This is a genomic window from Paenibacillus sp. S-38, from assembly GCF_049942825.1.
Classification (GTDB): Bacteria; Bacillota; Bacilli; order Paenibacillales; family NBRC-103111; genus Paenibacillus_G.
Window position 1 is genome coordinate 75,091 of the sequence record NZ_CP187970.1, and the last position, 21,931, is coordinate 97,021.

The 21,931-nt window shown below is 50.8% G+C and carries 13 protein-coding genes; all 13 read left to right on the forward strand.

Going from position 1 to position 21,931, the window contains the following annotated elements:
• Positions 1–50 precede the first annotated feature (50 nt).
• Complete coding sequence (gene fabZ / locus ACP26L_RS00400; RefSeq protein WP_426450482.1) at positions 51–482, forward strand: 3-hydroxyacyl-ACP dehydratase FabZ; 432 nt, start codon at positions 51–53, stop codon at positions 480–482.
• A gap of 61 nt (positions 483–543) precedes the next feature.
• Positions 544–2,253, forward strand: a complete 1,710-nt coding sequence (locus ACP26L_RS00405; protein ID WP_426450484.1) for a phospho-sugar mutase — start codon at positions 544–546, stop codon at positions 2,251–2,253.
• 31 nt (positions 2,254–2,284) lie between these two features.
• Positions 2,285–4,339 carry a DUF5693 family protein gene (locus ACP26L_RS00410; RefSeq protein ID WP_426450485.1) on the forward strand — a complete coding sequence of 685 codons (2,055 nt, stop codon included), beginning with the start codon at positions 2,285–2,287 and terminating at the stop codon, positions 4,337–4,339.
• Entirely contained in the window at positions 4,315–5,451 is a 1,137-nt protein-coding gene (csaB, locus tag ACP26L_RS00415; RefSeq protein WP_426450486.1) for a polysaccharide pyruvyl transferase CsaB, read from the forward strand. Before ACP26L_RS00410 ends, csaB begins: the two co-directional genes overlap by 25 nt.
• 352 nt (positions 5,452–5,803) lie before the next feature.
• On the forward strand, positions 5,804–6,907 hold the full coding sequence (locus ACP26L_RS00420) for a glycosyltransferase family 4 protein (protein WP_426450487.1): 1,104 nt from the start codon (positions 5,804–5,806) through the stop codon (positions 6,905–6,907).
• Between the two features lie 169 nt (positions 6,908–7,076).
• Positions 7,077–10,898, forward strand: a complete 3,822-nt coding sequence (locus ACP26L_RS00425; protein WP_426450489.1) for an S-layer homology domain-containing protein — start codon at positions 7,077–7,079, stop codon at positions 10,896–10,898.
• A gap of 557 nt (positions 10,899–11,455) precedes the next feature.
• Complete coding sequence (locus tag ACP26L_RS00430) at positions 11,456–14,530, forward strand: S-layer homology domain-containing protein (protein WP_426450491.1); 3,075 nt, start codon at positions 11,456–11,458, stop codon at positions 14,528–14,530.
• Between the two features lie 72 nt (positions 14,531–14,602).
• Entirely contained in the window at positions 14,603–15,199 is a 597-nt protein-coding gene (locus ACP26L_RS00435; RefSeq protein ID WP_426450492.1) for a hypothetical protein, read from the forward strand.
• Between the two features lie 88 nt (positions 15,200–15,287).
• On the forward strand, positions 15,288–15,557 hold the full coding sequence (locus ACP26L_RS00440; protein ID WP_013913906.1) for an alpha/beta-type small acid-soluble spore protein: 270 nt from the start codon (positions 15,288–15,290) through the stop codon (positions 15,555–15,557).
• Positions 15,558–15,778: 221 nt separating this feature from the next.
• Positions 15,779–16,984, forward strand: coding sequence for a methionine adenosyltransferase (gene metK, locus ACP26L_RS00445; RefSeq protein ID WP_426450494.1), 1,206 nt, complete (start codon positions 15,779–15,781; stop codon positions 16,982–16,984).
• 247 nt (positions 16,985–17,231) lie between these two features.
• Complete coding sequence (locus tag ACP26L_RS00450) at positions 17,232–19,859, forward strand: stalk domain-containing protein (protein WP_426450495.1); 2,628 nt, start codon at positions 17,232–17,234, stop codon at positions 19,857–19,859.
• A gap of 171 nt (positions 19,860–20,030) precedes the next feature.
• Complete coding sequence (locus ACP26L_RS00455) at positions 20,031–21,185, forward strand: sensor histidine kinase (protein WP_426450496.1); 1,155 nt, start codon at positions 20,031–20,033, stop codon at positions 21,183–21,185.
• A gap of 4 nt (positions 21,186–21,189) precedes the next feature.
• On the forward strand, positions 21,190–21,915 hold the full coding sequence (locus ACP26L_RS00460; protein WP_426450497.1) for a response regulator: 726 nt from the start codon (positions 21,190–21,192) through the stop codon (positions 21,913–21,915).
• Positions 21,916–21,931 lie beyond the last annotated feature (16 nt).

Sequence of the window (21,931 nt, forward strand, 5' to 3'; positions counted from 1 at the left end):
AGTCTAAGTCACCATCCCCTTTTTTATACTACATGGAAGGAGCAACATCATTGTTAGACGCCAAGCAGATTCAAGAGATTATTCCTCACCGCTACCCGTTCCTCCTGGTGGACCGGATTCTGGAGGTTGAGGCTGGAGTGAGGGCCACCGGCATTAAAAATGTAACGATCAACGAACCGTTCTTTCAGGGGCACTTCCCCGGATATCCGGTAATGCCCGGCGTGCTGATCATCGAAGCCCTCGCTCAAGTGGGGACGGTAGCGATGCTCAGCGTGGAAGAGAACCGGGGCAAGATCGGATTTTTTGCCGGGATCGATAACTTCCGCTTCCGTGAGCAGGTTCTACCGGGAGATACCCTGACCATGGAAGTGGTCATGACGCGGGTCAAAGGGATTATCGGTAAAGGACACGGCACGGCGCGTGTAGGGGACAAAGTCGTCGCCGAGGGAGAGCTCATGTTCGCCCTGAAGGCGCCTAACTAAGCTACCGATCATAATTCACATACATAGACACAACCATATCATGGGTGGAGGAGAGATTACGATGAACACACAAACACGGGTGCAAGAACAGTATGAGCTTTGGCTGGGGGATGCGGCGATCGATGCTGCAACCAAAGAGGAGCTGCGCTCCATCGAAGGCGACGCCAAAGAAATCGAAGACCGCTTCTACCGCGATCTCGAATTCGGTACGGGCGGCCTACGCGGCGTCATCGGCGCAGGAACGAACCGCATCAACGCTTATACGGTTGCCCGCGCGACACAGGGCTTGGCCCAGTTCCTGCTGGAGACGGCAGGCAAGGAAGAGCCATCGGTCGTCATCGCATACGACTCCCGCAACCAGTCGCCTGAATTCGCGCTCGAGACAGCCAAAGTGCTGGCCGGCAACGGAATCAAGGCCTATGTATTCGAATCGCTCCGTACGACGCCTGAGCTTTCGTTCGCCGTGCGTCATTTGAACGCCGACGCCGGGGTAGTGATTACGGCAAGCCACAACCCGCCGGAGTACAACGGCTACAAGGTCTACGGCAATGACGGCGGCCAGCTCGTTCCGCATCAGGCGGAGCAGGTCATCGAGCAGATCCGCGGCGTGCAGTCCTTCGCCGATGTGAAGCGTTCCTCCCGTGCGGATGCCGAGAAAGCCGGGCTGCTGCAGTGGATCGGACAAGCCGTGGATGACGAGTATATCCGCGCGGTTACGGCAGTCAGCCGCAATCCGCAGCTGATCAAGGAGACCGCAGATGATTTCCGCATCGTCTATACCCCGCTGCATGGTGCGGGCAACCTGTCCGTCCGCGCGGCGCTGGCGGGCGTAGGCTTTACACAGGTGCATGTCGTGGCCGAGCAGGAGCTTCCGGATGCGAACTTCTCCACCGTGAAGTCGCCGAACCCGGAAGAGCGTGAAGCCTTCACGCTGGCGATCAACGAAGCGAAGAAGATCGGCGCGGATCTCATCATCGGCACGGACCCGGACTGCGACCGCATGGGTGCGGTAGTGAAGGATCCGAGCGGCGAGTATTTTGTACTCTCGGGCAACCAGTCGGGTGCGATCATGGTCGACTACCTGCTGAGCTCCCTCAAGGAGCGCGGCGAGCTGCCTGAGAACGGCGTGGTCGTTAAGACGATCGTCACGAGCGAGATGGGTGCGGTCATTGCCGAGCATTACGGTGCGCAGGTTGTGAACACGCTGACCGGTTTTAAATATATCGGCGAAAAGATGACTCAGTATGAGCAAACGGGTGAAGCCACATTCCTGTTCGGCTACGAGGAGAGCTACGGCTACCTGGCCGGCACGTATGCACGTGACAAGGATGCGGTCATTGCTTCGATGCTGATCTCCGAGGCGGCGGCATACTACAAGAGCCAAGGCAAGACGCTCTACGACGTGCTGCAGGAGCTCTACGAGCGTCACGGCTACTTCCTCGAGAAGCTCGAGTCTCGCACGTTGAAGGGGAAAGACGGGGTGGAGCAGATCGCCAGCATCATGACCGACTGGCGTACGAACGCACCGGCGGATATCAACGGTCTGAAAGTGACGAAGATCGAAGACTTCTCCCAAGGTCTGTATGGTCTGCCTGTTGAGAACGTGCTGAAGTATACGCTTGAGGACGATTCCTGGTTTACGCTCCGCCCATCGGGCACAGAGCCGAAGATCAAAGTCTACTTCGCGGTGCGCAGCTCTTCTTCCGAAGGGGCGGCAAGCTCGCTCGACCAGCTGGTCCAGACCGTGATGAATCGTGTAGATAACAAATAACAAACAACAAATAAGTTTGGAGCTGACAGCGTTGAAAGGAAGGTATTTGCGACTGAATCAATGGGCGGTGAAGGCGCTGTGGTGGCTGGTTATCCTCGGCATGCTCGCCTCCATAGCGATCGCCTATGAACGGTATCAGACGGAAGAAGGATCGGGCCGCAGGGTGGAGTTCGTCATGGATTACCGGGATCTTCTCGAGATCTCGGATCTGCAGACGGACCCCAAGCGGTTCGTCAGCGATCAGCTTCAGAAGCTTAAGGAGCATCGGGTCGGCTCCCTGGCTGTCTATGAATCGACGCTCAATGAGCTCCAGCTCAGCCGCCGACTGCAGGTGTTCTCTTCACAGGAAGCGGCCGTGCTGACACAGTCGCCCGGTGCCATAGGAGAGAACTTCACTTATCTTCTTTTCGCTGACAGCGAATCGGAACGCAGGCTGACGCCGGTGATCCAGCAGGCGTTTGAGGACCTGGGCGTTGGGGTCCGCGCTTGGAGCTACAAGAACCAGCCCGGCTTGCGGATTGAGATGGCCAAGGACGAGGCTGTGCTGAAGTCCATGGACCCCGATCCGATGACGCTGGATACGCTGAAGTCGCAGGGGTTCACGATCGTATTCCGGATGTCCAACCGCAGAGCCTTTGAGGCGGCCCGAATGGATGCGCTGCTCGGCAGTTTGAAAGACCTCGGCGTACGCCGGATTATTGTGGACGGGGACAGCGTTCCCGGGTTTATCAGTGAGAAGGACGTAACCGGCCTGGATGGCATGGGGGAGCTTCTCACGAAGTATAACATCGGCCTGGCTGTCATCGAGATGCAGAAGACCCCCCAAAGGGGCTTCAACGGGTTGGCACAGCGCATTCACCATGATGTGGTCCGGCTCCATTCGTTCACCGAGAACGATGCGCAGAAGCTGACGGAGAACATCACGGCCGAAGAGCTCAAAGGCCGGATTCAAGGCGTGGCGGACCGGTTCGTACTGGCAGCCAAGGATCGGAATATCCGGATGATTCTGCTGAACGCCCGCGCCGTGAAGAGCCTCGAGAAGGGCCGGATTCTTCATCCTCTCGACTCCATCTATGAGGCACTGACGGGGGCTGACGGGGCGGTCCCGAGGATTGCTAAAGCCGGCTACAAGATGGCGCCGGCCGAGCCGTTCCAGCTCGTCCACTCCTCATGGCAGAGCCCGGCCAAGCTGCTCGTCTGGGCAGGCAGCGTTGCGCTCATCGCGCTGATGATTTCGTATTTTATTCCGGAGATTACCGCTGTTGTGTTCCTGCTGGGATTGATCGGTTCGGCTGGATTATATGTGCTTAGCTCCTCCCTGTTCTCCCAGGGCCTTGCCTTGGGTGCGGGAACCAGCGCGGCGACCTTGTCGATCATGGTTGCTCTTCAGGCAGCCAAGCGGAAGCATGAGCATCCGACCGGCAGCAGGTTCCTCTTTGCGATCGGATTACTGCTCCGCTCCTCGCTCATTTCGGTGATCGGCCTGCTCTTTATCGTCGGCCTGCTTAACCAGATCCAGTATTCGCTGGTTCTCGAGCAGTTCCGGGGGGTCAGCGTCCTGCACTTGGCGCCGATTGCGCTGGTGGGACTGTATTGGCTTCTTTTCCTGGATAAGGTGAGCTATAAGGAACGCTTTGCGCGGGCTCAATCGATGCTTTCGTCGAATATCAGCGTGCTGTGGATCGTCATGGCGGTTGTATTGGCCGCAGCAGGCTACTATTACTTATCGAGAACAGGCAACGAGGGGCAGGCGTCCGATTGGGAGAAGTATTTCCGCTCTTTCCTGGAGAATACACTTGGCGTGAGGCCGCGGACCAAGGAATTCCTGCTGGCTCATCCGTTGTTCCTCCTGGGTGCCTATCTCAGTTATAAGTACCGCAGTGCCTTCCTGCTCATTCTGGCAGGAGTCATTGGGCAGGCATCCATCGTTGATACCTTTGCCCATCTGCATACGCCGCTGCACATTTCCTCGATCCGGGTACTGCTTGGACTCGGGTTCGGCACGCTGATCGGCATTGCATTCATTCTCGTATGGGAAATCATCACAAGGAGTTGGCAGCGTTGGGTACCCCGGTTAAACGGATAGTGATATCCGGCTATTACGGATTTAATAACAGCGGTGACGAGGCTGTGCTGCAATCGATTCTGCTGGCGCTGCAGGAGCAGGGAGAACGACAGGGTGTAACCTTCCACCCTGTCGTTCTGTCCGTCAGCCCTGCGGAGACAGCTCGGACCTATGGTGTGGAATCGGCCCACCGGATGCGCCCTATGGAGCTGTGGCGGGCTATCCGGGGGGCTGACGGTCTCATCAGCGGGGGCGGCAGTCTCCTGCAGGATGAGACGAGCCCGAAGACGATACCGTATTACATTGGTATTATTCGGTTGGCGCAGCTGCTGGGCAAGCCTGTATTCATCTATTCGCAGGGCATCGGGCCGGTTCACCGTCCGAAGTTCTTCGGCTGGATCCGATCCGCGTTCCGTCGCTGCCGGCTGATCACTGTCCGGGATGAAGAGTCTAAGGCGCTGCTGCAGCGGATGGGACTGAGCGGAAGTGAGGTCGAGGTAGTTCCCGATCCTGTGATGGGTATGCCCCTCAAGAGCGCTGCGCGGCATAGGGAACCGGGGGGAGAAGAGCGAGTCTTGGCGCCGGTCATCGGTGTGTCGGTCCGCTTCTGGAATAAGGATCGTTCCGAGCTCGATGCTGCTGCTGAAGCGCTGAGAAGGGTGATGGACGAGACGGATGCATCAGTTCGTTTCCTGCCTTTCCACCTTCCTGCGGATGAGGAAGCATCGGAGTATGTGGCCGAGCGCTTGGGGGAAACCTATAAGCACCGAATCTCCTTTGCCAGGGGGGTTACCCACCCCCAGGATATGTTGGCGGAAGCGGCTTCCGTGTCCGTGCTTCTCGGAATGCGGCTGCACTCCTTGATTTATGCGGCTGGCAGGTATGTACCCATGGTGGGGATTTCCTATGACCCGAAGATCGATCAATTTCTAAACCGACTGTCTATGCAGGCGGCCTGCTCTACACAGGCACCGGATGCCGCGGCCATCGCCGATGCTCTGCTTCAGCTGCTTCGGGGCAGACAAGCTTGGCGTGATGAGAAGCGCCAGGTGATCGAACGGCTGAAGAGCGACGCCCATCGGCCTGCGGAACGGATCGCGGCGTTTTATGCAAAGGGACGCAAACAGAGATAAACCATGGGGATGCCGCTGCGCTTAGATATCCTCTCCTCGGCTCTCGGCATCTACCATCAGGAAGAGGGACAACGGTTTCAAGGCTGTTTTTTATGGTGAAAAAATGACGTCAGGGGATAGGGAACACTCTCTACACGCTGTGTTTATTGCTCCCAAAACGGACAAAGAAGCCGTAAGAGGCCGTGAAAGTGATTTTCAAGAAGGAAATTGCGCAGAAACCTTCATCAGACCTATGAAAACAACCTGAAAACCGTCCAAACCGCCCAAAATCGCGATGGAGTTTATTCGAACTTCAGAGTATAATTTGAGTTGTTTGGGGTTTTCATAGAAAAAAGGGGCTGTGAATATTCGCATGAATCTGTTATATGGAATCGGTTTTGCCGCAGCATTATTGATTGCTTTGGTAATGACACCGCTGGTAAGACGTTTTGCATTCTGGGCTAAGGCAGTCGATGCACCGAATCACCGCAAGGTACATAGCCGGATTATGCCCCGGCTGGGCGGACTCGCGATCTTTATAGCATTCATCGGAGCTTATTTCATTGTCTCTCCCGCAATAGATACCCTGAAAGCTGATGTCGTGTTCGGCCTTCTGGTTGGAGGAACGATCGTCGTGCTCGTGGGGGCGCTGGATGACCGGTTCGATTTGTCCCCCAAGATCAAGCTGCTGGGACAAATTCTAGCCGCCTCGGTTGTGGTTTACTCCGGGGTAACGATTGATCTGGTCAATGTGCCGTTCGGTGACGGAACCATCTCTCTTTCCTGGCTGGCTGTACCGCTCACCATCTTCTGGATCGTTGGCGTCACGAATGCAATCAATCTGATTGACGGCTTGGATGGACTGTCCGCCGGGGTATCGGCCATTGCAACGACGACCATACTGGTGCTCGCCCTGATGATGGGCAACGTTACCGTGGTTCTCCTTTGTACTCTACTGCTGGGAAGCATTATCGGTTTCCTTTTCTATAACTTTCATCCCGCCAAGATCTTCATGGGCGACTCCGGTGCTCTGTTCCTTGGCTTCACGCTGGCTACACTGTCCGTTCTGGGCTTTAAGCAGGCTACGGTCGTATCCCTGCTCGTGCCGATTATGATTCTTGGAGTTCCCCTGTCCGATACCTTCTTTGCGATCATGCGGCGCTGGGTCAACAATCTGCCCATCTCCGCGGCGGACAAGAGCCACCTTCACCACTGCTTGCTGCGGATGGGGTTCAGTCACCAGACTACGGTACTGATTATTTACGGGATTGCAACGTTCTTTGGCTTCTCGGCCGTACTGCTTTCCTATATGTCGGAGCAGCAGGCCTTATGGGGTGCCGTCATTCTTGTAGCAGTCCTTCTCGTAATTCTCGTGGTAGGTGCCGAGTTTATCGGCATCATCTCCCGTACGAAGCGGCCGGTACTTCATTTCCTTAATAAGGTTCGGATGAAAACCATGCAGCGCATGACAAAATAATAAGTTAGAAGATCAAACCCAAGCCATACAGGCTTGGGTTTTTTTGTTACTTTTCTGAGGCATAAAAAGCTAAACGTTTGGGGCCCGACAGCCGATAACATAGATATCAACTTGTTGCTGTATTCATTGACTATTCCTATAATGATCACCTTGAAGGAGGATTCACATCTTGAAACGAACAACAAGCCTGCGGATTAGTGTTCTTCTTTTGTTTACGATGCTCTTCAGTCTGCTGGCTCCACTGACCGGTTTGGCTGACGGCATTCAGTTGAAGATTAATGGGCTGGATGAGACGACGGAGACTTCGCCGAATCAGTTGACTACCAGCACAATGACTTTGCCGGTAACCATCAACGGAATCACTGCGGACCAAATCAACAGCATTTACTATGAAATCACGAATATGAATACCGGCGTTGTATCAGTGAATAAGACGAATAAAGCCGTCAAGAATGCCAATAACGCTAACGAAGTGATATTCTCCGGTGTGACTTTGACCGAAGGCCTGAACAAGATTATTGCCAAATATGGTGAAGCTACGGTTGTATCCTCACCGGCCGTATGGGTTCAATTCACTTCGGTAACGAATATTACCGACTTGAAATTAAATGATGTGGCTCTGAACGATAACGAAATGTATCCGAAAAACGCTCCTTACACAAGCTTGAGCATTACAGGTACGGCAAGCAACGCCACAAGAGTCCAAGCGTACGTGAATGGTACCGCTTATGATCCTGTAGTATTCAACCGCGGCAACTTCACGTTCATCACGAATACCGGACGCAACAATGACCTGGCCCTGAAGCCCGGGGATAATGAAATGCGTCTGATCTCTACAAATAACAGCAACACATACTATATTGATCGTACTTTCGTTTATGATAATGGATTGGCCTTTGCTTATGATGCTTGGGTAAAAAGTTCAACCGCTGCAGCGGATCAGTACCAGAAGTTGGCTGCCGTTCCGACGGTGTCCAAAGACACAACAGTTCCGGTAACCGTTAAAGCGAAGCTTAAAGTTCCTGTGAATAGCAGTAACCAATTGCTCTATAAGGAAGTGAATGTAGGCGTAGGCGGTCAAACGCCGATCAAATACAGTTTGACTTCCGGGACTGCCGAAGTAACTGAAGATACTTCTGCAAGCGTAGATTCTAAGTATAAGATCTATAACTTTGAGGCAACTATGAATACCAAAGTAGACAATAAATATCAGCCGGTCACATTTGATTTTGTAACAACAGACACGGACCTCATTCAATCGGGTGGACAATACGCCTTTTATGTAGTTGATCCCAATACTCCTTATGTAAGTTACATGGAACATTCCGTCCCTAAGGGTTTGACAGTAAAGGTAAACGAAGTGGGCTCGACACAGCTGAATCGGTTCCCTTCTACGCTCAAGGTATACACAACGGAAAATGCAACAAGCGTTAAAATGGAAGTGAACAACAATGATTTTAAAACAGTGGATACAGTCGCTTCTACCATTCAAGATGCGAATGGCAATACCCTTAAGGTTTGGAATTTTGATATTGATACGCTTGCTGACGGAATTTCCACGATAAAAGTAACGCCTATCGGCCCCAATGGAGTGAACGCTCAAGGTTCAAAAACCTATTTGGTTCAAATTTCTGGTGCGCCCTACGTGATTCTGGACGGCATTTATAACGGACAAGTATTCACAAGCGCATCTAAAATTATGTGCGGGAACGATCCGGGGCCATGCTTAAAAGGCCGGGTTGTTAACCTGCCTGAAATCGAGAAGAACAATGTAGTGCTGCAAGTTAATGAAACCCAATTTAGTATGAGTCAAACGTATAATGAAGTATCTGATTCTAGTCTCAGTTACGATGGTTCGTTTACAATCCAACCGGGCACTCTGGCTGTGGACGGCAAGACCAAGTTCAGTGATGTAATGAAAGCCGACGGCAAGAAAACAATCGTATTCTCGATCAAGGTTGGCGGAAAGGTTATTACAGAATCCAAGTTTGAGATCTTTATTCTCAGCGATAATGTTCCTTACATTAATAGTGTCATACCTTTAGAAGAAAATCCGGACTCCAAAGTATTTAAGACTGTCAATACAGACGAATATGCAACAACAGAAGATGCGGTCACACTCACAGGCTCCGTGCGTAACGCCACAACGTACACTGTGGAGTACACTGTACCTGGTGAAACGGCCAAGACAAGTATCGCCATTGCCAGCAAAACACAGGCCTATGACAGTGATACGGACAAGATAACCTTCACCGAAACGTTTATTACGAAGTCGGTGCCGCTCGCGGTGAATGGGGATTACATCTTCCAAATTACGGCGAGCAATGCTTCCGGCGTACAAGCAACCAAGACTGTGAAAATTTCGAAAGAAGCGCATCCTTATGTGATTAAACTTCCGGAGAAGCTGTTCACAAACGAAAACGGCAAAACGCAGGCAAACATCAATAAGAACTTCCAAAGAATCGAGATTAAAGCTGAGGGAGCGATCAGTGTCCTCTTCGGGAAAGAGGAAGTATTCCCTAGAAGTGGTCTGTTCGTCTACGAAGCTAAAGGTCTTAAAGCAGGAGCCAATGAGATTAAGTTCACCGTTAACCGGGGAACGGCTCAGAACTCCGGCAGCCTGGTTCTCTATAACGTAAATACGCCGATCGAAGGCGCTCAGTATAAGAGCGAGGTCTCTTCGATGAAAGTGTTCGGCGGCGATCTCGAAATGAAGATCGGTAAAGATGTCAAGATGATGCGCAATGAGCGGACGTCCACGAATAACTTCTTGACGAATAAGCGTGAGCTTCTGTTCGGTATTGCTAATGTTCAGACCGGTATCGTAGACAAAGACCTTGAATTCGCCAACTCTCTGGCTACCCAAAGTTTGTCTGGCGCCGTAGAGACGTACCGCTTCAAGCCAGCCAGCAAACTGTTCTGGATTGATGCTGGTACAATCAGTGATCAAGTGGATGCAGGTGATCCGGCTGAACTGAAAGGCGCTCTCGAGGGCAGCGGTACGCTTCCATTGATATCGAGTGATTCGGACGTATCGTCAGCGCTGCAGCCAATTCCTTTCTATCAGCGTTATGACCTGCAGGATCTGGTTGTTCCAACGCAGCCGGTTACCCTGACGTTCAAGTACGATCCTACCATCACAGCCGATGCTTGGAAGTATGTTACGGTGTTCCAATACGGTACCTTTGCTGACCGCAGCGGTGCTGAAATCTCGGCAGGTGTGCCAGTGTCTCAGATGGGATGGAAGAACCTCGGCGGGGTTGTGGATTCCAAGAAAAACACGATCACCGTTACGGTTCCCGAATTTGGCTACTTCCAGGTCATGTATATGAACGACAGCTTCAACGATGTAACGAACCATGGCTGGGCACGCGATATTATCGATACGCTGTATTCTAAGGGTTATATGTTCAATAAGGATAGTGGCGGCAGCCGCTTCCTGCCGGACGATGCGATCACACGGGGCGAATTTGTTACTCTGCTTGTGAAAGTATTCGATATTCCGCTGACGAACCCGGATACCAGCAACCCTGATTTCCAAGGTACGTTCGGCGACGTCCGCAAAGGTGTAACCCTGCAAAACAGTATCAATATGTATGATTATCTGCACATTGAGGCCGGCGCTCGTGCGGGTATTGTTCGCGGTACCTCGCAGGGATTGTTCCTGCCGAACGAGGCGATTACTCGCCAGGATGCAGCCGTCATGATTGCCCGTGCTGCCGAACTGAAGATGGGTACGGATGAGGCTAAAGTCCAAGCATCGCTGGATAAGCTCTTCACCGACTCGACAGATCCGAAGTTCAGCTACTATGCCAAGCCGGCTGTTGAGGCCGTCACCAAAGCAGGCTTTATTGAGGGACGTCCGAATACCCTTCTGGCTGGCCAGACGCAACTGACGAACCGTTTTGACCCGGTTGATAACATCACAAGAGCCGAGTCCGCAGCCATCGCTCTGCGTGTACTCGCGAAGCTGAAGAAGGTACCGAAATAATAGTTATGCTTAAGACACAGTCCAATGGGCTGTGTCTTTTTATTTTTGCCTTCATTATTGTTCCTGTTTCCGAATGGGATATTTTGTGTAATGACATGTTGGGCTCTATCAAGTAGTATGCATTTTATTAGCGTATGGCTTGGAAAAATATAGAGTGCGACTTTTGAGAATTTCGGGTTTCGAAAAAAGAAATCCAAAAAAGTAAAAGTTTTTTTCACAGGGCGCAACTTTTTGGAAAACCATGCGTTTAATACAGTGAAAAACAAACAAGGGCCGCTGAAAAGCGCTTTGGGAGTTCGCCGATGGATAAAGATGACAAATTCATCCTTTACCTCGGTAACATGCCGATGCTATAATGTTCAATGGCATGCGAATCTTTAGTCTTTCATTTGGTTTACTAGTTTCTGCAGTTCATCTGCAGACTTAGCTAATAAGAATGAACACCGCTCAACTCTGGGAAGGGGGTGAATTGGCTAATGAGCTCGAGCCATCATTTTAGATCTTCTACACAGAACTCTCAAAACCCGAAAGATATCCGAGGAGGAGAAAAAAAGGTTATGAAGAAAAGTTTATCCGCAATCGTATCCCTGGCTATGGCTTTCTCGATGTTTTCTTCCGTAGCACTGGGCGCAACATCCGCTGACTTCAAAGATCTGAACGATCTCGATGCAGCAACTAAAGCAAAATTTGATGCAATGATTTCCGCTGGCGTATTCGACGGCGTAAGCGCAGATACATTCGGTCTGAAAGACAAAATGAACCGCGCTCAGTTCGCAAAAGTTGCAGCTCTGATCTTCGGCCTGAAAGTTGACACTTCCCTGAAGACTTCCAGCTTCTCCGATGTTAAAACAGAAGCTGATGACCCAGCTAACGGCTACGCGCTTCCTTACATCGAAGCTCTGAAAGCTGCTGGTCTGACTGACGGCTACGCTCCTGGTCAATACAACCCTGCCGGCGAAGTAACGAAGCAAGAACTTGCTACGTTCCTCGTTCGTGGTCTCGGTTGGGAATCCCAAGTGAAATCCGATGTTGGCGTAAGCGACAAGACGGTTTCCGACTGGGCTAAAGGCTATGTAGCTCTGGCTATCGAGAAGAAAATCCTGACTTCCGGCGAAGACGGAACGTTCGGCGGTACTTCCGCAGCAACTCGCGACCTGCTCGTGACTGCAGCGTATGAAGCTAAGCTCGCACACGAAGCTGCTAACAAGCCTGCTAAAGCTTCCGTAGCTGAAGCAAAAGCAACTGGCGCGAAGCAAGTAACGGTTACTTTCAACCGCGACGTTGACACAGCGAAAGCGAAGCTGACGCTGAAAAAGGGTACGGTTGAAGTTGGCGGTACTGTGAAGTTCGCAGACGACAAGAAATCCGCGACAATCACTACGGACTCCCGTATCGGCGCAGGCACTTACAGCGTAACGCTGAGCGGCCTGGATGCAGCTGATATCGACAAGGCATCTGCTGAGTTCACAGCTCAAGACGAGACTCTGACGAAAATCGAGTTCGTTAATGCTAACGATACGATTGCTCAAACAAAGAAAGCGATCGTTAAGCTGAAAGCTACGAACCAATACGGTGAGAATGCTTCCTTGAACGCTAGCTCTTACACTGTGTATTCGGGCGATGTTCCGAACACACTGAAGAAAAATGATGCGGGCGAACTGCTGCTGACTTTGGATACTTCCAAAGAAACAAACGGCGATGATCTGGATCCAGGTCTCAGCATTATCCCTGTTAACATCTACAACACTGACTCTCGTAACGTAAGTGTGTCCAAGAACTTTAAGCTTGGTAATGCTCCATTCATCTCCAAGCTCGAGCTGGGCACTGTGAAGTACGCAGCTGGCAAGGAAAACCTGGGTATCAATGAGTCTGCTACGGTTGATCTTCTCCAGTATGATCAATACGGTAACCTTGTAGCTCACGATTCACCTGAAGTTGACCTTGACGATGTTCAGATTAACGTTAATCCTTACATCGATGAGGAAGATCTCTTGAGAGAAGTTGGGGATTCGAACAACGATGATATCTCTGACATCAAGTTCTCCCTGGGTAGCGGTGTTGACCGTTCCGGCGACTTCACTTTCAATGTGAACAGCCAAGCGGGTACAGCAACAGGTACACTGAAAGTTGGTTCCTCCAAGGTAGCAACTAAAGTTGAAATTGGTGATATGAACAATGTCATCGCTGCAGGCGATGAAGATGCATATGTGCCGGTTATCGCTTATGATGCCAATGGCGACAAGCTGTCCCTTGAAGATCTGACAAATGATACTAATGCCGGTACTGATGATGACGATGATAACAAGCGCATCGAATTCAACGTAAGTGGCGTTGATGATTATGAGTTCATGAGATCCGGTGAGCACAAAGGCGAACTTAAGCTGAAAGGCATCCGTGATACTGCATCTGGTGTAGTTACTGTAACTGCAATGATCGCAACTGCAAATGCAAACAGCGTTGTTACGAAGCAGTACACGATCCAAGATGCTCGTACTCCAGAAACGATCGCAATCGTTAAAGAGCCTGCTAAGAAGATTGTTGCCGGCGCCGAAAGCAAATTCGAGTTCCAAATCCGTGACCAGTACGGTAAAGAACTGAAGGCTTTGAACTATGTTGACGATAATGGCAACGTGGATTCGAAGACGGATTCCAACTACCGTGTAACGGTTGTATCTGACACTTATAAGTCTAACCCTACAATCACGGTTAAAGAGAAGGACGGATTTAACTTTACGGATACTCAGTTCGTTTACGACAAAGCTTATGAGCTGTCCGAAAAAGGTGGCAAGCTGGACGTAACCTTCAACGAAGAGCATAAATTTGTTGCTGCAGGCGATGCAAAAGGTGTTGCAAGACTGACAGTTAAAATTGAGAAGCTGAACAGCAACAAAGAGTGGACAGAAATTGACAAGGAAACTCGTGAAATCGAAGCAGTTGATTCCGACGATTCCCTGACTTACTCCCTCAATGCTGTTGGCGATCTGTTCAACGCTATTGATAGCTCTGCTGTAACGAACTACACTTACAACAGCAAGAACGAGGTTCTCACTGGGGAAGGAATCCAAGAGAAGCCAGAGCTCAGCTTGTTTGCTAAAGAAGTTGTAGTGTCTGCTAAAGACGCTTCGGGCAACACTGTTGCAGTCCCTGACACCATTACTCAAATCTTCCCTGCAGACCAATCCGTTGCTAGAACGGCTGTCAAGGGTACAGAAGGTTACGTAATTGGTAACAAAACAGGTACTACGAACGTAACGGTTTCCTTCAAGAACCACAAAGGTGAGACTCTGACAAGATCGGTATCCGTAAATGTTAAGGGCGATCCTATCGCTGTAACCAAAGTTAAAGCTGGCAAGACAGAAAGAACAATCGCACAAGCTAAAGCTGCTTCTAACGTATATGCACTGATGGAGCTTGATGTTGTTGATAACTACGGCATCACTTACGAGGATTCCGAAATTCAACAATACAACTACATCCTTGGTACGACTGTAAGTATTACTAACGTCAAGGGTGGCGGTTCTGTAGAAGTTAACCAGTACGGCGAGCTTAAGTTTACTGATAAAGTAACAAGCTTCGATCTGACGGTTTCTTCCGCTAATGGCTTCTCCGCTACAACAGCTATTGTAGAGTAATTATCAATAAATTTTTAAAAAGAGGGACCTTCGGGTCTCTTTTTTTTTCTTATCCTTAGATTGAGGTGAAGCATGAAAGCTTTAATTACAAAGTCACTATTTCTCTCTGCATTATTATCTATAGCCACTGTCTACGTAGCCAGCGCTGACGGAACTGCTCCGGGTGCTGAACCCGGCTCTGTTGACGATCCGGTAATCACCAAAAGCTATTTCGACCAAAATATTGCAAACAAAGTAACCGATGAACTGTCCAAACAAAGCATTACCGAAGCCAAGGTGAAGGAACTGATCACTGCTGCATTAGCAAGAGGTGGGTCAACAGCAAATCCCGAAACACCGAGTGCGCCTGGCTCTGTTAGCAGCGAATCTTCAGCCCTGAAAGTCGTCCAGCTTCAACCTGGACAAACTTTGCTCGGCTCTGCCGGCACCGAAATCATCGTGCGTTCCGGCAAAGTACTGGCCGTTAGCGATACGGAGGATGGCATGCCCGATGTTACGATCGGTAAAGATGTGACAGCCGGTGCACCCGTTGAGCTGAATCATCTGCTAATTGTCCCCCGGGAAGGCCGGGGCATTAAGCCGGATCCAAAGAGCAAAGCAGACATCTATGTAATGGTACGTGGCGGTTATTCAATTACAGATGCTGCCGATAAAAAGGCTACACCATAATTTTGTCCGTTCCTCCAGCATTTCATACGGGTGAGGCTGCCCGATCCGGAGACAATAAGGGTACATTCCACTGAGGAGGTATCCCCTAATGTCGAAAACGAACAAGAAAGTGGTACCGGAAAGCGGAAAAGCATTGGATGTGCTCAAATATGAAATTGCTGCTGAGCTTGGACTGCCTGTCGGTAAATCTGCTGCCAATTTGAATGTAGAATTTGCTACGGAGCTTGGAGCCATCCCATCACAGAACATGAAGGAAGACTATTGGGGGCATATTGCTTCTCGTGATGCAGGAGCCGTAGGCGGGACAATTACGTCTCGACTCATCCGTAAAGCTGAAGAAATGATGTTTAACCTTTAAAATTTCTGATTATCTGTTCCTTCTACTTTATTTGTAAATCAGGTGTTAAATTTTTGAGGAACTTATCGTTATTTATTGACAGTGTCCGACAAATCCAGTAACATACACTATTGAAGGTATAAGAATGAAACTAACCTTTTCCAGTCGGAAAAGGTTGATTTTTTGTAAGGGGCCATAAGCCAAGGCACTTATGAGAATATTAGCAGTAGGAGGTTGTTCTAATGTCCAATCCAGCAGGCCGCCGTTTGTTCACTTCGGAGTCCGTAACCGAAGGTCATCCGGATAAGATTTGCGATCAGATCTCGGACTCGGTCCTTGATGCGTTCCTCAAAAATGACCCGAATGCCCGCGTAGCATGCGAAGTTTCCGTAGCTACGGGTCTTGTGCTTGTTATCGGTGAGATTACAAGCCGTTCGGAATATGTAGATATTCAATCGATTGCTCGTGAGACCATCAAAGAAATCGGTTATACCCGTGCAAAGTACGGTTTTGATTCCCAAACTTGCGCGGTGCTCGTTTCCCTGAATGAGCAGTCCCCTGACATTGCTCAGGGCGTAAACCAGGCACTCGAAGCTCGTGAAGGTCAAATGACCGATGATCAGATCGAAGCGATTGGCGCCGGCGACCAAGGGATGATGTTCGGTTTTGCTGTAAATGAGACTCCAGAGCTCATGCCGCTTCCGATTTCCCTGTCCCACCAGCTCTCCCGTCGTCTGACGGAAGTTCGTAAGAACGGCACACTGGCCTACCTCCGTCCGGATGGTAAGACTCAAGTAACCGTAGAATACGAAGGCGATACGCCGGTTCGTGTCGATACGATCGTTATTTCTACCCAGCACGGGGAAGAAGTAACGCTGGAGCAGATCCAGAAGGATATCAAGGAGCATGTCATTAAGCCAATCGTTCCGGATAACCTGATCGACGAGAACACCAAATACTTCATCAACCCTACGGGCCGCTTTGTTATCGGTGGACCTCAAGGCGATGCCGGTCTGACGGGCCGTAAGATCATCGTAGACACCTACGGCGGATATGCACGTCACGGCGGTGGCGCATTCTCCGGTAAGGATCCAACGAAGGTTGACCGTTCCGGTGCTTACGCAGCGCGCTATGTTGCGAAGAACATTGTCGCAGCGGGCCTGGCTGACAAGTGCGAAGTACAACTTGCTTACGCGATCGGTGTTGCTAAGCCAGTATCCATTGCTGTGGATACGTTTGGTACAGGCAAAGTCAGCGAAGAGAAGCTGGTCGAGATCGTACGCAGCAACTTCGATCTGCGTCCTGCCGGCATCATCAAGATGCTTGATCTTCGTCGTCCGATTTACAAGCAGACTGCAGCTTACGGTCACTTCGGCCGTACCGATGTGGATCTGCCTTGGGAGCGCACCGACAAAGCGGAAGCACTCAAAGCTGCAGCACAAGCTTAATCTATTTTCTGTCCAAGCAGGACGATCCGATTATTCGGGTCGTCCTTTTTTGTTTATTCCCGCAGCTCTTTGAAAATTTCAAAAATTTCACAACTGTTTAACCATTTGTACCTAATGGCAGTATCCTGTTATTTGTCTGTAATCGTTCACCGTGAAGCCATATATTTCACCTATCCCCCACGTAACTTTTCTAGTACAACTAGAGTCTAAGATAGGAGAGTGGATTTACGAGGAGGAGAACAGAAGCGTGAAACTGCAAAAAAACTGGCATAAGCTGTCCTGCGTGGTGCTGTCGGCATCCATTTTTATTTCATCCTGGACAGTCGGAACAGTCTCTTATGCCGCGGCTGAGCCTGTTGTTACGACGGTAAGTGAAGAACCCTTGACTTCGGGTGCGGTACTGAAGAAATACGTCTGGCAAACCACCCGCAGCGGCAAGGCTGTGAAGACGAATGCGAATGTAGTGGAAGTCGATCTGACGAATCCCTATGTCAAAATAGATGTAATGACAGGAACGAACAATCAATTTACCAAGAAGCAGTCCGTGCTGGGGATGGCTAAGGAAACGAAGGCCGTAGCCGGTGTGAACGGAGATTTTTTCAATACCAAGGCAGAAGGCGTTCCGATGGGAGCGCAGATTGGGAACGGGCAGCTGATGGCTACGCCTATGCTGAATTCACCGGGATGGTATACGTTTGCCTTAGATAAGAACAATAAGCCTATCGTGGATGCTTTCACCTTCCAGGGGAACATCATTACCAAGGATGGTGCTTCGTATGCGCTGGGCGGCATCAACAAAACCTACTATTGGTATGGACCTAATGATACACACAGCCATATCGACGGACTGTTCATGTATACCAATTCTTGGGGCCAGGTGGATCGCTCGAATGACGGCGTAACGTACCCTACGGAAGTGCTGGTGCAGAACGGGATCATCAAGCAGATAGCCGATAATGGCATTATTCAGATGATCGCGCCGCAAGACGGGTACATTCTTCGTGCTGCGGGTAAGGCAGCGGACTTCGTGAGGGAGCATATGAAAGCCGGTGACCCGATTCAAGCGGATTACAAAATGCTGCCGCAGGACGCAAGCAAGAACTATGATGTAGCTTCCTTCAAAATGATGATCGGTGGACATACGCTGCTGGTGGATAATGGGCAGCCGTCTATTTTTACGTTGGATCTGACAGGTCTTGGCGGGTATCGTGCACGTACGGCTCTAGGATACTCCCAAGATGAGAAGAAAGCGTTCATCATCACGGCGGATGCAAGCGGAGACAGCAAGGGACTCAGCATGACTGAACTCCAGCAGTTCATGGTCAAAATAGGAGTATGGAAGGGTCTGAACCTGGATGGCGGTGGATCTACGCAAATGGTGGCACGTCCGCTGGGGGAAACCACACCCGTACTCATCAACCAGACTGAGGGCGGTGGACAGCGTCAAGTGGTTAACGGAGTCGGTGTTTATACACTTGCTCCCAAAGGGGCAGTCAAGGGTTTGACGATTCAAGCACCGCTTTTCCTATTTATTGGGGAGAATGCCCCACTAAGTTTCCGGGGTTATGACGAATACTATAATCCGATAGAGGTTGGAACCGCGACGGCGGCTTGGAGTACAACCAGCAAGCTGGGAAGCCTCAAAGATAATGTGTTTACTCCAACGGGCGCCGGTATGGCCAAAGTAACCGCTAGTGCGGGTACCGGGTCGGCGAGTGAAGAACTCGAGATTGTAGGCCGTAATCAGCTGACAGGCTTAAAGATCAATGCGGAGCACGCCATTATTGCGAATGGTGCGGCGGTGAAGCTTCCTGTTATCGCCTCCACGTCCGCCGGTGAGTCCCGTGAGGTACCGCCGCAATTGATCCAATGGGAAGTGCTCGGCGTCAAAGGCGAAGTCGTTGATGGGCAGCTCAAAGTAAGCGACTTGAACGGTCAAAAAGCGGCTCAAGTGATTGCCAAATATGACGGGTACAGCACCATGGCCGTTATTCCGGTAGGTGAGGACAAGGTATGGTATGATCTCGACAAAAATGCAGTGGAAACTTTCTCGGATGCCAAACCGCTTGGTGTCACATCTGCTGTTTATATCCGTCCGGACGAGAAGAATAACAAATACCTGTCGCTCAACTATGATTTTAGCGGCGGCGGTACGGAAATGGACAAATGGGCTTTTGCCACTTTGGATACACGCATTCTGATCGAGGGCAAGCCCGAGCAGATGAAGATGAAGGTCAACGGCGATGAAAGCCTGAACTGGCTTCGTGCCGAGCTGCTGGATAACAACGGCAAAATTCATCGGATCGACATCGCACGCAATATCAATTGGAAGGGCTGGAAGGAGCTCACCGTCAACTTGGCTGATTATCCGATTGAATATCCGATCCGTGTGAAAAGCGTGTACCTCGTGAATGAAGGCGTTGGTCAGGACGAGCGTGCCGAAAAGGGCCAAATCGGGATCGACGATATTACGTTCACCTACCGGGGCAGCCTGCCGTCCACGTCGAATAATTCGATTAGCCTGACAGTCGGCAATAAAGCCGTATCGGTGAACGGCAAAGGGATGACCCTCGAACAAGCGCCGGTCATCGTAGAGGGCAATACGCTTATTCCCATTCGTTTTGTTACCGACGCGCTGGGCGGTACGGTCCGTTGGGATGACCAAGAACGCAAAGTAACCGTCATCCGGGACGGCAAAATGATTGATCTTTGGATCGGAAATAAAGATCTGGTTGTCAATGGGGAGCGAATTACGGCAGAAGTCCCTCCTGTCATCATGAGCGAGCTGACGATGGTGCCGCTGCGCATTCTGTCTGAGAATTTAGGATGGAAAGTCACGTGGGATGGGAACACTCGACAAATCACGCTGCAATAATTAGTCCTAACAGCACTCACAATCTCCTGTAAATATGGTACTATATTGCTAGTGCATTCTAAATAATGGCCATAATTTGACCTATTTCACACGAACCTGGGTGCTGGGTTCCAGGTTATTGGGAAATTGGTCAGCCTACACCAAGAAAAATGGCGAAGGAGCTTTGTCCGGATGTCAGTCGATGTGTTTGACCGCGTTATCAAAAATGCCATCGATGTGATGGAGAACAGCAAATATCAGATTTTTGAGATCTGCGAAAATGTCCGGGCAGAGCGCGAAGCGCTGAATAAAGAGCTGCAGCTGGTGATTGAGGAAACGGCGATAACGATCGACATCGTGGATAAGTTTGAAGTGGATTACCGCCGTTCCCGCGTCCGGCTGACGGAAGTGAGCCGGGATTTCAAACGGTTCAACGAAGAGGATATCCGGGCAGCCTATGAAGCCGCCACCCAGCTTCAAGCCCAGCTTGCGATTCACCGGGAGAAGGAGCTGCATCTCAAGATGCGCCGCGACGACCTGCAGAAGCGGCTCAAGAACCTGGATAAGCAGCTGGAGCGGGCGGAAGCGCTTGTATCCCAGTTCGGGGTAGTCCTGGAGTACCTCTCCGGTGATCTGCACCAGGTAACCCGTCTGCTGGAATCCGCCAAGAGCCGGCAGCTTATGGGCCTGAAGATTATTTTGGCCCAGGAAGAGGAGCGCAAGCGGATTGCCCGTGAGATTCATGACGGACTGGCGCAGAATATGGCGAACATGGTGCTGCGGACGGAAATCACCGAGCGAATGCTCGCGAAGGAAGCTTACAGTGCCGTGAAGGAAGAATTGGCCGACCTGAAGAGCGGTGTCCGGGCGGGGATTGAAGAGGTCCGCAAGATTATCTTCAATCTTCGGCCGATGGCGCTCGATGATCTGGGGCTGGTTCCCACACTGCGTAAGTTCGTGCAGGATTATGAGGAACGCTCGAAGATCAGCACCAAGTTTGAGCTTGTAGGTAAGGAAGTCCGACTGCCATCGGGCATGGAGGTAGCGGTATACCGCCTCGTCCAAGAGGCCTTCTCCAATGTTCTGAAGCATGCCGAGGCGTCCCATATTACTCTTGAATTAACATTTCAGCAGCAGATGATCAAATTGACGGTGACCGATAACGGAGTCGGATTCAATACGGCAGGCATCGACAAAAAAATCACCCAAGGCAGCCACTACGGATTAATGGGCATGAGGGAGAGAGTAGAGCTGCTGGAAGGGCGGTTCGACATTCAATCCGAGGTTGGTGCCGGCACGAAAGTGTCGATGGTGATCCCGATCAAGTCCGAGTCCAAGGAGGAATAAAGGAATGGATATTATGGGCAGTGCCAAACGCCCCATCAAACTGGTTCTGGCTGATGACCATCAGCTGTTCCGTGAAGGGGTGAAGCGGATATTAAATATGGAGAGCGACCTGGAGGTCGTGGGGGAGTGCGGCGACGGCATTCAGGTGCTTGAGCTGTGCAACACGCTCCATCCCGATATCGTGCTCATGGATATCAATATGCCGGTAGAGAACGGTGTGGTGGCCACGGAGAAACTCAAAGAGATTTTTCCGGATATCAAAGTCATCATTCTCTCGATTCACGACGACGAGAGCTATGTTTTCGAGACGCTTCGTAAGGGCGCCTCAGGATACCTGCTCAAGGACATGGAAGCGGAGTCGCTGATTAATGCGATCCGCTCTGTAGTAGCCGGACATGCGTACATACATCCGAAAGTAACCGGAAAGCTGATCAACCAGCTGCGCCGTATGACCTACCTGGATGAGCAGGGCGTAACGGGATCAAGCCCGGTGACCAAAGAAGCCGGCGTGAAGTATGTACATATGGACAACAGCCCTCTGACGCGCAGAGAGGCGGAAGTGCTTCGCCTGATGGCGGAAGGCAAGAGCAACAAGAATATCGGAGAATTCCTTTACATCAGCGAGAAGACCGTAAAGAACCACGTGAGCTCGATCCTCCAGAAGATGGAGGTCGACGATCGGACCCAGGCCGTGATCATAGCGATCAAAAACGGATGGGTTACCCTGTAACGGGCCAGTAGGACCA

What these genes read in the sequence shown, in the direction of transcription:
- ACP26L_RS00435 (WP_426450492.1), top strand. Translation starts at nt 14,603, where the DNA reads ATGAAAGCTTTAATTACAAAGTCACTATTTCTCTCTGCATTATTATCT.
- ACP26L_RS00420 (WP_426450487.1), top strand. Translation starts at nt 5,804, where the DNA reads ATGAATCTGTTATATGGAATCGGTTTTGCCGCAGCATTATTGATTGCT.
- metK (WP_426450494.1), top strand. Translation starts at nt 15,779, where the DNA reads ATGTCCAATCCAGCAGGCCGCCGTTTGTTCACTTCGGAGTCCGTAACC.
- ACP26L_RS00455 (WP_426450496.1), top strand. Translation starts at nt 20,031, where the DNA reads ATGTCAGTCGATGTGTTTGACCGCGTTATCAAAAATGCCATCGATGTG.
- ACP26L_RS00430 (WP_426450491.1), top strand. Translation starts at nt 11,456, where the DNA reads ATGAAGAAAAGTTTATCCGCAATCGTATCCCTGGCTATGGCTTTCTCG.
- ACP26L_RS00405 (WP_426450484.1), top strand. Translation starts at nt 544, where the DNA reads ATGAACACACAAACACGGGTGCAAGAACAGTATGAGCTTTGGCTGGGG.
- ACP26L_RS00460 (WP_426450497.1), top strand. Translation starts at nt 21,190, where the DNA reads ATGGATATTATGGGCAGTGCCAAACGCCCCATCAAACTGGTTCTGGCT.
- ACP26L_RS00440 (WP_013913906.1), top strand. Translation starts at nt 15,288, where the DNA reads ATGTCGAAAACGAACAAGAAAGTGGTACCGGAAAGCGGAAAAGCATTG.